We start from the raw sequence: 14,467 nt of genomic DNA, 5'->3' as shown, positions 1-14,467 counted from the left end.
GCTGATCCAGTGGCTCGCGATGCGCGCGGGCGTCCCCGCGTTCACGGCCCCGTTCGCACTCGCGTCGTGGGCAACCGTCGCCGTCGCGCGCCGCTTCCCTCTCGGAGAACCCGATGTCGTCATTCGCACACCGTCCTGATGCCGTGAAGCCCGGCGGCCCCGTCTCGGACGCCGAGCGCCGGATGCGCGTCGATCTCGCCGCCGCGTACCGGCTGGTCGCGCTGAACGGCTGGGACGACCTGATCTACACGCACCTGTCGGCGACCGTGCCCGGCGAGCCCGGCCACTTCCTGATCAACCCGTTCGGCCTGACGTTCGACGAGGTGCGCGCGTCGAACCTCGTGAAGATCGACCTGGCTGGCAACCGAATCGGCGACAGCGCGCACGCGGTCAACGTGACGGGCTTCGCGCTGCACGCGGCCGTGCATGCCGCGCGCGCCGACGCCGTCTGCGTGATGCATCTGCACAATACGGCCGGCATCGCCGTGTCGATCCAGCGCGACGGGCTGCTGCCCGCGTCGCAGCATGCGCTGCGCTTTCACGGCGACCTTGCCTACCACGACTACGAGGCGCTCGCGTTCTCGCCGGCCGAAGGCGTGCGGCTGACCGCGAGCCTCGGCGCGAAATCCGCGATGCTGCTGCGCAATCACGGCACGCTGACGGTCGGCCGCACCGTGGCCGAAGCGTATGTGCTGATGGATACGCTGATCAAGGCCTGTGACGTCCAGGTGCGTGCGCAGGCAGGCGGCGGGCCGCTCGTGCTGCCCGACCCGGCCATCGCCAATCGCACCGCCGAACAACTGCGCGACGGCGGCGCGATCGAAGGCGAACTGGAATGGCCGGCGCTGCTGCGCCGCCTCGACCGGATCGACCCGTCGTATCGCGACTGACGCCGCGTGCCTCATCCTCGTCCTGCCGAATCGTTCAACCTCAACCGGAGCATTGCCATGCCGACTTTCAATATCCAGCTGTTCGAAGGCCGCAGCGTCGACCAGAAGCGCGCATTCGTCGAAGCCATCACGCGCGTCACATGCGAGACGCTCGGCTGCACGCCGGGCTCCGTCGACATCATCCTGACCGACGTGAAGAAGGAGAACTGGGCGACGGGCGGGAAGCTGTGGAGCGACGAGGGCTGAGCATCGGCGGCGCCGCTTCGGCACCGCCCACCCCGCGTTGATTCACACGCTGCGGCCGCCTCGGGCCGCCCCGCGTTGTGCGCCCGCACATCGCTTTGTCACGTAATCGGCGCCATAATGCCGGACAGACGCAGCAGCCAATGGCCACCCGACGAGGAGACCGCCATGGAAGCGAAGAACGAGGAAGTCGTCGCACACCTGCTCTCCGATGTCGTCGAATTCGCGCGCGGGCGCCTGCCCGAAGCCACCTTCCGGATCGTCGAACCCTTCCTGCGTCACTACTACGATTTCGTCGACGCCGACGATCTGCAGAGCCGCGGCACCGCCGACCTGTATGGCGCCGCGATGGCGCACTGGCAGACCGCGCAGAAATTCGTGCCCGGCAGCGAGCGGCTGCGCGTGTACAACCCGATCCTCGAACAGCACGGCTGGCACTCCGATCACACGGTGATCGAGATCGTCAACGACGACATGCCGTTCCTCGTCGACTCGGTCACGATGGCCGTCAACCGCCTCGGGCTCGCCCTGCACTCGGCGCTGCACCCGGTGTTCCGAATCTGGCGCGGCGCCGACGGCGGCATCGCGCGTGTCGACGCGGGCGGCGCGACGCCCGGCGACGGCCAGTCGCAACTCGCGTCGTTCATCCATTTCGAAGTCGACCGCTGCGGCGACGCCGCGCTGCTCGACACGCTGCGCGCGGACATCGCGCGCGTGCTCGGCGATGTTCGCGCGTCGGTCGAGGACTGGCCGAAGATCGTCGACATCGCCCGGGCGACGATCAAGGAAATGAAGGCGCGCGAATCGACCGCGGAAGACATCGAGGCGCGCGCGTTCCTCGAATGGATGGCCGCCGATCACTTCACCTTCCTCGGCCAGCGCGACTATGCGCTGGTCTCGGACGGCACGGGCTTCGGCCTGCGCGGCATCGCGGGCTCGGGCTACGGCATCCTGCGCGAATCGCTGCGCACGTCGGGCACGCCCGACGTGACGCCGCTGCCGCCCGCCGCCGCCGACATCATCACCGGCGCGTGGCCGATCTTCCTGACCAAGGCAAACTCGCGCGCGACCGTGCACCGGCCCGGCTATCTCGACTACGTCGGCGTGAAGCTCGTCGGCGCGGACGGGAAAGTCACCGGCGAGCGCCGCTTCATCGGGCTCTACACGTCGACCGCCTATTTCGGTTCGTACACCGAGATCCCGATCGTGCGCCGCAAGTGCGCGAACATCGTGCGGCGCGCCGGCTTTCTGCCAAAGGGGCACCTCGGCAAGTCGCTCGTGACGGTGCTCGAAACCTATCCGCGCGACGAACTGTTCCAGGCCGACGAAGACCGGCTCTACGACATCGCGCTCGGCATCCTGCGCCTGCAGGAACACCAGCGCACGCGGCTGTTCGTGCGGCGCGACCGGTTCGACCGCTTCGTGTCGTGCCTCGTGTTCGTGCCGCGCGACAAGTACAACACCGACCTGCGCCGCCGCATCGCGAAGCTGCTCGTCGACGCGTACAACGGCGTGAACGTCGAATTCACGCCGCTGCTGTCGGAATCGGCGCTCGCGCGCATTCATTTCGTCGTGCATGCCGAACCAGGCACGATGCCCGACGTCGATACACGCGAGCTCGAAACGCGGCTCGTGCAGGTCACGCGCCGCTGGCAGGACGATCTCGCCGACGCGCTGCTCGACGCCTTCGGCGAGGAGCAAGGCAACCGCCTGCTGCAGCGCTATGCCGATTCGTTCCCGGCCGGCTATCGCGACGACTACCCGGCCCGCACGGCCGTGCGCGACATCGATCTGATCGAGCGCGTGAAGGACACCGGCCAGCTCGCGATGAATCTGTACCGGCCGATCGAGGCCGAGCCGCGTGCATTCCGCTTCAAGGTCTATCGCGCGGGCGACCCGATCGCGCTGTCGCGCAGCCTGCCGATGCTCGAGCATCTCGGCGTGCGCGTCGACGAGGAGCGGCCGTACCGGATCCAGACGCAGGACGCGACGCACGCATGGGTACACGACTTCGGCCTCGAACTCGCCGACGATACCGAGTTCGACATCGAGCGCGTGAAAGGCCTGTTCGAGGATGCGTTCGACCGGATCTGGACCGGCCGGATCGAGAACGACGACTTCAACCGCCTCGTGCTGCGCGCGCACCTGAGCGCACGCGAAGTGACGATCCTGCGAGCGTACGCGAAATACCTGCGGCAGGTCGGGTCGACGTTCAGCGATGCCTATATCGAACGCGCGCTGACCGGCAACCCGGCGATCGCGCGGCAGCTCGTCGAGCTGTTCCTGCTGCGCTTCGACCCGGCCACCGGCGATTCGCGCGACGTGCAGGCCGAACGGCTGCTGAAGGCGATCGAAGGCGCGCTCGACCAGGTGCCGAACCTCGACGAGGACCGCATCCTGCGCCAGTTCCTCGGCGTGATCAACGCGACCGAGCGCACGAACTACTTCCTCGCCGATGCGAACGGCGAGTCGAAGCCGTATCTGTCGTTCAAGTTCAATCCGGCGAAGGTACCGGGCCTGCCCGAACCGAAGCCGATGTTCGAGATCTGGGTGTATTCGCCGCGTGTCGAGGGCGTGCACCTGCGCGGCGGGCGCGTCGCGCGCGGCGGCCTGCGCTGGTCGGACCGCCGCGAGGATTTCCGCACCGAAGTGCTCGGGCTGATGAAGGCGCAGATGGTGAAGAACGTCGTGATCGTGCCGGTCGGCTCGAAAGGCGGCTTCGTCGTGAAGAACCCGCCGCCGCCGAGCGATCGCGAAGCGTGGATGCGCGAAGGCGTCGCGTGCTACCAGACCTTCCTGCGCGGGCTGCTCGACCTGACCGACAACCTCGTCGGCAACGCGATCGTGCCGCCGCCCGGCGTGGTCCGCCATGACGCCGACGATCCGTACCTGGTCGTCGCCGCCGACAAGGGCACGGCCACCTTCTCCGACTATGCGAACGCGATCTCGCACGAATACGGCTTCTGGCTCGACGACGCGTTCGCGTCCGGCGGCTCGGTCGGCTACGACCACAAGAAGATGGCGATCACCGCACGCGGCGCGTGGGAATCGGTGAAGCGGCACTTCCGCGAGATGGGCATCGATACGCAGACGACCGACTTCACGGTGGTCGGCGTCGGCGACATGTCGGGCGACGTGTTCGGCAACGGGATGCTGCTGTCGCCGCATATCCGGCTCGTCGCCGCGTTCGATCACCGGCACGTGTTCCTCGACCCGAACCCCGATCCCGCGGCGAGCTTCGCGGAGCGCGCGCGCCTGTTCGCGCTCGAACGCTCGAGCTGGGCCGACTACGATCCGGCCGCGATTTCGCCGGGCGGCGGCGTGTACCCGCGCACCGCGAAGACGATCCCGCTGTCGCCGGCCGTGCAGGCGGCGCTCGGCATCGACGCGCATGCGCTGCCGCCGACGGAGCTGATCCGCGCGATCCTGCAGGCGCCGGTCGACCTGCTGTACAACGGCGGCATCGGCACCTACGTGAAGGCCGCGCGCGAAACCCACCAGCAGGTCGGCGACCGCGCGAACGACGCGGTGCGCGTGAACGGCGCGGACCTGCGCTGCAAGGTGGTCGGCGAAGGCGGCAACCTCGGCTGCACGCAGTTCGGCCGCATCGAGTTCGCGCAGCGCGGCGGCCGCATCAACACCGATGCGATCGACAACTCGGCCGGCGTCGATTGTTCGGATCACGAAGTCAACATCAAGATCCTGCTCGGGCTCGTCGTGTCGGACGGCGAGATGACCGAGAAGCAGCGCAATGCGCTGCTCGCGGAAATGACCGACGAAGTCGGGCTGCTCGTGCTGCGCGACAACTACTACCAGACGCAGGCGCTGTCGATCGCCGGCCGCCATGCGGTCGAGCTGCTCGACGCGGAGGCGCGGCTGATGCGCTGGCTCGAACGCGCGGGCCGGTTGAACCGCGTGATCGAATTCCTGCCGACCGACGACGAAGTCGCCGAGCGGCAAGCCGCGAAGCTCGGCCTCACGTCGCCGGAGCGCGCGGTGCTGCTCGCGTACAGCAAGATGTGGCTCTACGACGCGCTGCTCGAATCCGACGTGCCCGAGGACCCGCTCGTCGCTGCGATGCTGGTCGATTACTTCCCGAAACCGCTGCAGCAGCGTTTCAGCGAACCGATGGGCCGCCATCCGCTGCGCCGCGAGATTCTCGCGACGCACCTGACCAATGCGCTCGTGAACCGTGTCGGCTGCGCGTTCGTGCACCGGCTGATGGAGGAAACCGACGCGCAGCCGGGCGATATCGCGCGTGCATGCATCATGGCGCGCGACGTGTTCGATCTCGATGCGGTCTGGCGCGACATCGATGCGCTCGACAACCGCGTGGCCGACGACGTGCAGGCGCGCATGTTCGTCGACGTCGCGCGGCTGCTGGAGCGCGCGGCGCTGTGGTTCCTGCGGCATCTGCAATCCGGCGCGGTGGCCGACGGCGGCGTCGCCGAACTGATCGCCCGCTGCCGCGACGCGGCGCAACGGCTCGCCCCGCAACTGCCGGCGCTGCTGCCGGCCGACGATCTCGATGCGCTGTCCGAGCGGCAGCGCGTGCTGGTCGAAGCCGGCGTCGACAGCGCGCTCGCGGTGCGCGTCGCGAGCGGCGATATTTCGGCCGCGCTGCTCGACATCGCCGAGGTGGCGGCCACCTGCAACCGCAGCCTCGAACTCGTCGCGGGCGTCTATTTCTCGCTCGGCACGCTGCTCAATTACGGATGGATCAGCGAGCGCGCGGCGACACTGCCGACGCCGACGCACTGGGACATGCTCGCGCGCGCCGCCGCACTCGCGGAAGTCGCGCGCCTGAAGCGCACGCTGACGACCAGCGCGCTCGCGGAATCACCGGATTCGACGACGCCGGAGACGATCGTCGGCGCGTGGCGCGAGCGCCGCGACGCCGCGCTCGCGCGCTACGCGCACCTGCTGGCGGATCTGCGCGCGTCGGGGGGCGCGAGCCTGGCGGTGCTGCTCGTGGTCGTGCGGGAAATGGCCGTGCTCGAACGCGCGTGACGGTTCAGACCGTCGCGACCAGCAGCTCTTCCGCGTTGTTCGGCGGCCGCAGGCCGTCCGCGCGATCGGCGAAATAGCGGCGCGTCAGCTCCGCGGCCGATACATGCACGGCCTTCGCAAAACCGGCCTCCAGCGCGAGCGCCCGGATCTGCGCCGGCATGAAGAAGCTGATGAACGGCGTGCCGCTCGCGCGCGCGCCCTTCGCGGCCATGTCGAGCGCCGGACGCACATCCGGATCGGCGTTCTCCAGCGGCAACAGGAACGTCATCGCGAGCGTCGAGCCCGGCGCGAGCGACGCGACCTCGCGCAGCGCGGCCGCGTTCGCCTCGCGCGTCAGGTACATGCTGACGCCGGTCGACACCACGACGGCCGGCTTGCCGGCATCGAACCCCGCGCCGACGAGCGCGTCGCGCCACGACGCTTTCGCCTCGAAATCGACCGGCACGAAACGCAGCCAGTCGGGCACGCCGAAACCGAGCTCGGCCAGACGGCGCTGCTTCCAGGCCTGCGGCGCCGGCGGATCGACTTCGAACACGGTCACGCGCGACGCCATGTCCGGCCGGCGCTGCGCGAAGCTGTCGAGGCCCGCGCCCAGGATCACGTACTGGTTCACGCCGCGCGCGGCCTGCTCGGTCACGAGATCCTCGATGAAGCGCGCCCGCGCGACGATCGACGCGCGAAACGGCCGCGTGAACTGCGGATCCATGTCGCCGCGCTGCTGCCAGCCCGGCGGCGGCGCGAGCAACTGGAGCCCGACCTCGTCGGCCAGCACGTGCGGTGGCGCGTCGAGCCGCACGTGCAGCGCGCGCCACAGCGCGACGCGGGCGGCCGTGCTGTCGGGGGCGTCTTCGCGGATAGCGGTCATGCCGGCCTCACGCACCCTGCTTGCCCGGCGCCTGCAGGCGCCACACGCGGCCGTCGGGGTCGCGCACGGTCATGTCGCGCGTGCCCCAATGCGTGTCCTCGAACGGCGTGACGACGTCGACGATCGGTTGCGGCCGCACCGACTGCTCGTCGGGCACCTTGAGCACGACCTGCATGTCCGGCGTCTCGCTCGGCGGCACTTCGGCGATGAACAGGAACGGACCGTCGCCGCTGCGCAGCTGGCCCGACTGGTGATCGGTTTCGAATTCCAGCCTGAAGCCCAGCGCCTGGAAGAACTTCGCCGACTTGCCCCAGTTGTGCGTCGTCAGGTACACGGCTTCGATTCGCTCGGATGACATGTCACGGCTCCTTGATGGACGGTTCCGCGCCGGGCGGCGGCGCGGCGAGATACGCACGCAATGCGTCGGCCACCAGCGCGGACAGCGATTGCTCCGTTTCGATGGCGCGATGCTTCACCTGCCGGATCAGGCCGAGCGGCAGGTACACGTTGAACTGCTTCACTTCTTCGTCGGTCATGGATACTAGTATGCTAGCAATCTAGCAAATGTCAATCGCGCAAGCGGCGGGATCGACGATGAAAGCCGGAAGCGGCCCGCGCACGGGCCGCCCTGCGACGATCGTGCGTTCGCGTTATTGCGCGGCGGCACGCGCCGCGAGCCGCGCAAACAGCGCGTCGAGATCGAATCCGTCGGTATTGACGCCGATGGTGTCGCGCAGGCACGCGCTCCACTCCGCCGCGTTGTCGAACGTGACGGCGCGCCCCGCGCCCGCTGCGTCGCGCAGCGTCAGCGTGGTGTTACGCAGCGCGGCCCGGCCTTCCGGCAGCACGCGGCACGCGATCAGGTCATGCAGGAAGATGGAGTCGGGATAGGTCGACGTGAACCAGTTGGCGGCGTCGTAATCGATCCATTCGACCGGCTTCGGCAGGAAGCGGTACGTGGTCTGCCAGCCGTCCGGCGTCTCGAGCTGCACGTCGAATTCACCGTCGACCGGCGCGGCGACGATACGAAACGCGCCGTGCGGCGTCGGTTGCCGCTCGTCGGGCACGAAACGCAGCGGCGCCGTCAGCGTCGCGCTGCCGAAACCGATGTCCGCGAGCCACGCCGCGCCGTCGAGGTCGATGCGCAGCAGCATGTGCGTGTGCGCGGCAGGCACCTCCGGCGGCCGCATCCAGCGTACGCGCGCGATCAGCGGCGTCACGCGAAAACCGATCGTCGCGAGCGCGGTGTAGAACAGCTTGTTGAGTTCGAAGCAGTAGCCGCCGCGGCGGCGTTCGATCACCTTGTCGACGATCGACGGCAGGTCGAGCGCGACCCGCGCGCCGGTCAGCGGGTTGAGGTTTTCGAACGGGATCGCCTGCGGATGCAGCAGATGCAGCCGGCGCAGCACGTCGAGCGTCGGCTCGGCCGGGCCGTCGTAGCCGATGCGGGAAAAATAGCGCGAGAGGTCGAACGAATCAGTCATGAACCGGCACCGATAACAGGGACACGCCACGATAGCATCGTGCGACATCCCCATGTTGGGCGGGGCGATCGTTCATCGCCGCACCCGATGCCGATGCGTCCACGCCCGCACCCGAACCCGCAACCGCAACCGCAACCGCACGACGTTACGGCAGCAGCTTCAGCGCGGACGATGCGACCGACGGCACCGAAATGCCCTGGCTCGTCGCGAACTGCACGGCCTGGCTGAGCGTCGCCGCGAGCGACTGCAACTGGCCCGGCGCGCTTTGCGCGATATACGACGCGGCCTGCATGTTCTGCGGGTTCAGGCCCGACTGCAGCAGCGACGCCGCGCTCGTCGAACCGAGATTGCCGAGCCCCGACTGCAGTTGCGAATACTGCGTGAGCCCCTGCCCGAGCGACGCGAGGCCGTTGCTGAACGCCTGCTTGTCGATCGGGCCGTGCGTCGCGCCGCCGCTCGCGAACGCCTGGCCAAGCGCCTGCGACACCGATTGCTGCGCGCCGCCCATCTGCGACAGCGCGGCCGGCGTCAGCGCATTGCCGCCGGACAGCTGGCTCGCGGCCTGCTGCGCCTGCCCGGCCGCACCGGTCAGCCCCATCGCCGACGCGAGCGACGACTGGCCGGTCAGGACCTGCTGGTTCGCGCCGACATAGGCTTGCAGCAACTGCGCGACACCGCCGCCCTGCGCGGGGGCCGCCTGCTGCTGGCCGCCGCCGAGCAGCGATGCGCCGAGCGATTGCAGGTCGAGTTGTGCGTGCGCGGCACCGCTCGCCAGGATGCCGAACGCGATGCCTGCCGAGGCCAGGTACCGGCCGGTCGCGCGAATGTGCTTCATGTGTTTCCCTCGTGCCCGAATGGTCGAGGCGATATTGTCGAAGCGCGTCGCGCCGTACCGCAACGACTGAAACACATCGAAACGAAATCGCGGTGCGTAGCCGCTTGCCATTCCGCGACCGGTGGACGTCGTTGCTCGGATTCGTCCACGTTTGCCGTTCGATCTCACGCGCGCACCGGCATTCGTTCTTCCGTTGCGTCAATGCGGGCGGAGTCAAGCCTTGCATGCAGCAGGGCAACACGCATCGCCGCCGGGCGTCGCGTTCGGCGGTCGGAACAAAACGGGCGGCTCGCCGCCGCCCGTTTCATCACCCTGATACCGGCCGTCGGCCGGCCGCGCCATTACGCGACCATCCACGCCGGCAGCCGCCGGCCCACCCAGTCGGCCGCCTGCTCGTAACCGCGCGCGAGTTGCAGCACCGCGAGATCGGCACGCGGGCGCCCGATCAGTTGCATGCCCATCGGCAGCCCCGCGTCGTTGAAGCCGACCGGCACGTTGATCACCGGGCAGCCGGCCAGCGTCCACGGCACGACCGTCTCCATCCAGCGGTGATAGGTGTCCATCGCACGGCCGGCGATCTCCTTCGGCCAGCGCTGGTCGACGTCGAACGGGAAGACCTGCGCGGTCGGCGCCGCGATGAAATCGTAGCGCTCGAAGAAGCTCAGCACGGCCTGATGCCACGCGGTGCGCTCGACGCTCGCGTCGAACACCGCCGCGCCCTGCATCGCGAGCAGCCCCTCGACTTCGTAGATCGCCTCCGGCTTCAGCAGCGCGCGGCGCGCCGGGTCGCGATAGTGCGCGAGCAGCCCGCCGCCAGACAGCAGATGCCGGTGCGCGAGCCACAAGCGCCAGATGCGGTCGGGGGCGAACGCCGGCAACGCGGCGTCGACGTCGCAGCCGATCTCGCGCAGCACCGCGAGCCCCTGCTCGCACTGCGCAAGCACGCCGGCCTCGGTCGCGAGATAACCGTTCCAGTCGCCGACCCACGCGATGCGCTTGCCCCGCAGGTCGGCGTCGAGCGGCCGCGCGAACACGGCCGGATCTTCCGCGAGCGACAGCGGATCGTTCGCGTCGTAGCCGGCCTGGATCGCAAGCAACTGCGCGACGTCGCCGACGGTGCGGCCCATCGGCCCTTCGATGCCGAGCTGCTGGATGAATACGTCGACGCCCGGCCAGCGCGGCACGCGACCCTGCGACGGACGCAAGCCGTAGATGTTGCAGAACGCGGCCGGGTTGCGCAGCGAACCGCCGAAATCGCTGCCGTCCGCGACCGGCAGCATCCGCGCCGCGAGCGCCGCCGCCGTGCCGCCGCTGCTGCCGCCCGCGCTCTTCGTCAGGTCGTACGGGTTGCGCGTGGCGCCATAGACCTCGTTGAACGTGTGCGAGCCGAGCCCGAACTCCGGCGTGTTGGTCTTGCCGATGAAGATCGCGCCGGCCGCGCGCATCCGCGCGACGCCGACGGAATCGGCCTGCGGCACGTTCTCGCGGAAGATCGGCGAACCGTAGGTCGTCCGCAGCCCCTTCGTCATCGCCAGATCCTTCGGTGCCTGCGGCATCCCGTGCATCCAGCCGTGGTACTCGCCGCGCGCCAGTGCGGCATCCTTTTCCGCGGCTTCGGCCAGCAACGCATCGCGCTCGCGCAGCGCGACGATCGCGTTGACCGCACCGTTCACTCGCTCGACGTGATCGAGATACGCGCGCATCGTCTCGACGCACGATACCGCCTTGCTGCGGATCGCCGCGGCGAGCTCGCCGGCCGACAGGCGCACGATCGGATCGACGGAAATGGAAGCGGGAGCGAGAAGCTGCGGGGCGCCGTGCGGCATGCGGGGTCTCCTGGAATCGCAATGGAATGGCGGGCCGCGAGGCGGCGGTCGCTCCCGGCCGGCCGGAAGGGGCCGCCGCCGCGGCTGATGCTCTACTCTACGCGACGCCGGATCGGCGACCTCCGATATTTTCCGTCGCGATTCATTGCGGATCCGACTAAATCGGCGCGTGGCGCGTCGGGCCATGCACACGGTCCCGGCCAGTGAAATCGTTTATGCGCATAAACTTAAATTTCTTATATTTCTAATTAGGCGCGTCACACGACGACGCGCGTTAACGACATTTTTACGCGGCCGCCCGATCTCTTTAGATCGCCCGCCGCGGCCGCACGCTACGCTGGAAGCATCTCGTTTCCTGGACATCGTTCATGCTCAAGCTGCTGGTTCCGGTCGGTCACTCGCCCCGCTCGCTGCAGGCGGTTCGCCATGCGACATTCCTGTATCGCGAACGGTGCGCGTCGGAGATCGTGCTGATCAACGTGCAGGCGCCGCTCGAATCGACGCGGCTCGAGGCCTATTACCCGCTGTCGCGGCTGCGCTCGATCGAGGAGAAGTTCGCGTCCGACGATCTGGCGACGGCGGAGCGGATCCTGCGGGAAGCCGGCGTCAAATACACCGTCGTGATGAAGGTCGGCCCGGTGGCCGACACGATCGCAACCGCGGCAGCCGAGACCGGATGCGACGAGATCGTGGTGGTCGCGCCGCGGCACGATCCGCTGCATGCGCTGATGTCGGTGTTTCGCCGCAGCGTGATGGGCCGGCTGGTGCGGATTTCGAATGTGCCGGTGACGGCCGTGCAATGACCGGCATCGGGCGCGGGGATGCCCTTGCCGCCGGTCGCGTGACGGGCCGCGGGCTTGCGCCGTCGGCCGTCGAACGCGCGGCGAGGACGTGCGCGCACGGTGCGTCGCGCACGTCCTGTCATCGAGCGGCGTTCAGTCGATGACCTTGCGCCAGAACACGAAATAGGCGGCGGCGGACGACGCCAGCAGCAGGATGGCCCACATCGGGGCGAGACTGAGCAGGACGGAAGAGACGTTAAGCATTTGGATTCCTCACTATTTCGACAGCGATATTCGACATGCACCTGCTTGCCGGAACCGGGGCATTGATCCGCCATCGCATTCCGTCAAATCATGTGTTCATGCTATCGCCTCGAGCGGCCGCGCAACCGCCGCCGCCCGTCCGCACCCTGACATTCGTCAAACTCGCGCGAATCACCCGCGCGCCGGCGCGGCGACGTTAGACAGGGCGGGATCACACCGCCCCCGCCGCCGTTTTCAGCAGATGTTTACCGGGGGAAGCCCCAAGTGCTTCGTCAGACGTATCCGCGTTACGCTGCAGCGACGAGGAGACGAATCATGAGACGAACCGTACATATCGCCGTATTCGCGCTGCTGGCCTATCTGATCGGCGATCGCGCGATCCTGCATGCACAGGGCCGCGACGCCAGCCCGCTCGCGTGCGAGCAGGGCGCCGCGCAGGTGAAGGCCGACGCGCTCGGCCGCGGCTTCGGCGAGGCCGCCGCCGGCAGCCAGAGCGAGGCCTACATGTCCGGTTGCCTGGTGACCGGGCGAGACGAGCGGGACGTCACGATGGCGAATCGTTGACGCGCATCCTGTAACATGCCGGCCGCGGGCGAAACCGCCCGCTCACGCCGCTCGGCGCCATTTTCCTTATCGACGCTTCGACGGACGTCATGGTCCGCCCCTCCGCCACGCCCCACGATGAGTCATCCGAACACCGAACTGATCCAGCGCTTCTACACGGCCTTCCAGCAGCGCGACATCGACGCGATGCTCGCCTGCTATGCCGACGACGTCATCTTCAGCGATCCCGCGTTCGGCGAACTGCGCGGCGACCTCGCCCGCGACATGTGGCGCATGCTGGTCGCGCGGGCGCAGGAATTCTCGTTGACGTTCGGCGACGTGGCGGCGGACGAACAGGCCGGGCGTGCCGCGTGGATCGCGCACTACCGGTTCGCCGCGACCGGCCGGATGGTGGGCAACCGGATCGACGCGCGGTTCCGGTTTCGCGACGGACGCATCGTCGAGCATCGCGACAGTTTCGACCTGTGGCGCTGGGCGCGTCAGGCGCTCGGGCTGAAAGGCGCGCTGCTCGGCTGGACGCCGTTCATGCAACGCGCCATCCGCGCGCAGGCGCGGAAAAATCTCGACGCGTACCGGGCGAAGCGGAAATAAGTCACGCCCCGCAACCGCGCCGCTACGGCGCCATCGTCGCGCGAATCAGGTCATCGGCCATGTCCGGCAACACGCCGTCCGGGTTCCTGAGGCCGTACCGGCGATACCAGCTTTCATCGGCCTCGGGATGCGGGCCGGCGAGCCCGACGCGCCCTCTGCCGTAGCGGTACGTCGCGGCGGCGATATCGCGGTTCGGATACGTCGCCAGCACGACACCGCCCGAGCCGGCCGGCACGGCCGGGAGCATCGCGCCGTCCTGATAGTAGATCCAGCGCCTTTTGCCGCGCCAGACGACCGGCGTGACCGTGTCGGCGATGCCGTGAAGCGCCGAGCCCGGCCGGCCGACCTCGGAATCGATCTCGCCGTCGACCAGCCGGAAACCGTGTTCGCCCGCCAGGTACGCGCCCATGCAGAGCCCCAGGTAACGCCCGCCGTTCGACACGTAACGCCGCACGGCCCTGATTGCATTTTTCCCGATGCTGGCCGCCGCGCCGGAAATGTCCTGCCCCCCGCCGGGCTGCACATACAACGCCGCACCGGCCAGCGCGGCGGGCGTGATCTTGAGTTTTTCCGCCGGGCCGACGTAGATCACCTTGAACTTGTCGTCCGATTCCCGCAGGCGGCTGGCGATCGCCTCGGGGCAGCCATCGCACGCGGCGGGGCCGCGATAGACGAGCGCGACGGGCCGGCTCGCCTCGCGACGCGTTTCGTCGCCGGTCGCCGCCGCATGAACGACCGACGACGCGACGAGCGACATCGCCAGGAAAATCGAGTCTCTGGATCGCATGGTCCTGAACACCGGAGTAAGAGAATAGCCGCCGCCGGGGACGAATCGGCGGGCACGCGCCAATTTCCGCCTCGCGCTGTCACACCCCGATCGCAAGCTGCGCGACAGGAAGCGTAGCCGCGCGAACGCGCCGCGTGTGTGCCGTTTCCCGCGTACTTGTGCAGAAATGTGCGGCACCGGCAACCTGATCCGGGCTCGCCGGCCGCCCACCGGGCCACGCCAGACAAGGCCAGCTCGGCCATGCAGCCCCGATGCCCGGCCCTTCGCACATCAACTCTTATATAAGACATAAGACATTTGACGTTCCAGACCATTGAGATTAGAAT

13 protein-coding genes and 1 pseudogene are annotated in these 14,467 nt (G+C 68.5%); 7 read left to right on the top strand and 7 right to left on the bottom strand.

The genetic code is table 11. The features are described 5' to 3' along the window. The 4 genes and pseudogenes from G3N62_RS36050 to G3N62_RS23275 form a co-directional block, all read left to right on the top strand. Positions 1-139 (top strand): annotated as a pseudogene (locus tag G3N62_RS36050) (urea transporter); the annotation flags it as partial. Next, positions 114-890, top strand: coding sequence for a class II aldolase/adducin family protein (locus tag G3N62_RS23285; protein WP_034189871.1), 777 nt, complete (start codon positions 114-116; stop codon positions 888-890). The pseudogene G3N62_RS36050 and the gene G3N62_RS23285, both read left to right, overlap by 26 nt. Positions 891-947: 57 nt before the next feature. After that, positions 948-1,136, top strand: coding sequence for a 4-oxalocrotonate tautomerase (locus G3N62_RS23280; RefSeq protein WP_034189872.1), 189 nt, complete (start codon positions 948-950; stop codon positions 1,134-1,136). A 165-nt stretch (positions 1,137-1,301) separates the two neighbouring features. Beyond that, on the top strand, positions 1,302-6,143 hold the full coding sequence (locus G3N62_RS23275) for an NAD-glutamate dehydrogenase (RefSeq protein WP_124671095.1): 4,842 nt from the start codon (positions 1,302-1,304) through the stop codon (positions 6,141-6,143). A 4-nt stretch (positions 6,144-6,147) separates the two neighbouring features. On the opposite strand, the gene G3N62_RS23270 is transcribed toward G3N62_RS23275, so the two are convergent. From G3N62_RS23270 to G3N62_RS23245, 6 genes are all read right to left on the bottom strand, one after another. Then, complete coding sequence (locus G3N62_RS23270) at positions 6,148-7,008, bottom strand: class I SAM-dependent methyltransferase (protein WP_059557602.1); 861 nt, start codon at positions 7,006-7,008, stop codon at positions 6,148-6,150. Between the two features lie 7 nt (positions 7,009-7,015). After that, positions 7,016-7,366 carry a glyoxalase/bleomycin resistance/dioxygenase family protein gene (locus tag G3N62_RS23265; RefSeq protein ID WP_034189875.1) on the bottom strand — a complete coding sequence of 117 codons (351 nt, stop codon included), beginning with the start codon at positions 7,364-7,366 and terminating at the stop codon, positions 7,016-7,018. A gap of 1 nt (position 7,367) precedes the next feature. Further along, a complete protein-coding gene (locus tag G3N62_RS23260) occupies positions 7,368-7,544 on the bottom strand; it encodes a ribbon-helix-helix protein, CopG family (protein WP_034189876.1) in 177 nt (58 codons plus the stop codon). Between the two features lie 114 nt (positions 7,545-7,658). Then, on the bottom strand, positions 7,659-8,492 hold the full coding sequence (locus G3N62_RS23255) for an arylamine N-acetyltransferase (RefSeq protein WP_124671094.1): 834 nt from the start codon (positions 8,490-8,492) through the stop codon (positions 7,659-7,661). A gap of 145 nt (positions 8,493-8,637) precedes the next feature. Further along, positions 8,638-9,327, bottom strand: coding sequence for a hypothetical protein (locus G3N62_RS23250; RefSeq protein WP_049030883.1), 690 nt, complete (start codon positions 9,325-9,327; stop codon positions 8,638-8,640). A 341-nt stretch (positions 9,328-9,668) separates the two neighbouring features. After that, positions 9,669-11,153, bottom strand: a complete 1,485-nt coding sequence (locus tag G3N62_RS23245; protein ID WP_069245952.1) for an amidase — start codon at positions 11,151-11,153, stop codon at positions 9,669-9,671. A gap of 368 nt (positions 11,154-11,521) precedes the next feature. On the opposite strand from G3N62_RS23245, the gene G3N62_RS23240 reads away from it, so the two are divergent. From G3N62_RS23240 to G3N62_RS23230, 3 genes are all read left to right on the top strand, one after another. Further along, positions 11,522-11,956, top strand: a complete 435-nt coding sequence (locus G3N62_RS23240) for a universal stress protein (protein WP_034189880.1) — start codon at positions 11,522-11,524, stop codon at positions 11,954-11,956. A gap of 558 nt (positions 11,957-12,514) precedes the next feature. Next, a complete protein-coding gene (locus G3N62_RS23235) occupies positions 12,515-12,763 on the top strand; it encodes a hypothetical protein (protein WP_034189881.1) in 249 nt (82 codons plus the stop codon). 117 nt (positions 12,764-12,880) lie between these two features. Next, complete coding sequence (locus tag G3N62_RS23230) at positions 12,881-13,354, top strand: nuclear transport factor 2 family protein (RefSeq protein ID WP_034189882.1); 474 nt, start codon at positions 12,881-12,883, stop codon at positions 13,352-13,354. Positions 13,355-13,376: 22 nt separating this feature from the next. On the opposite strand, the gene G3N62_RS23225 is transcribed toward G3N62_RS23230, so the two are convergent. Continuing rightward, entirely contained in the window at positions 13,377-14,318 is a 942-nt protein-coding gene (locus tag G3N62_RS23225; protein ID WP_226253211.1) for a BPL-N domain-containing protein, read from the bottom strand. Positions 14,319-14,467: the final 149 nt, after the last annotated feature.

It is taken from the genome of Burkholderia sp. Tr-20355 (assembly GCF_017104685.1).
GTDB lineage: Bacteria > Pseudomonadota > Gammaproteobacteria > Burkholderiales > Burkholderiaceae > Burkholderia > Burkholderia seminalis.
This window is presented reverse-complemented; position numbering and strand designations above follow the sequence as displayed.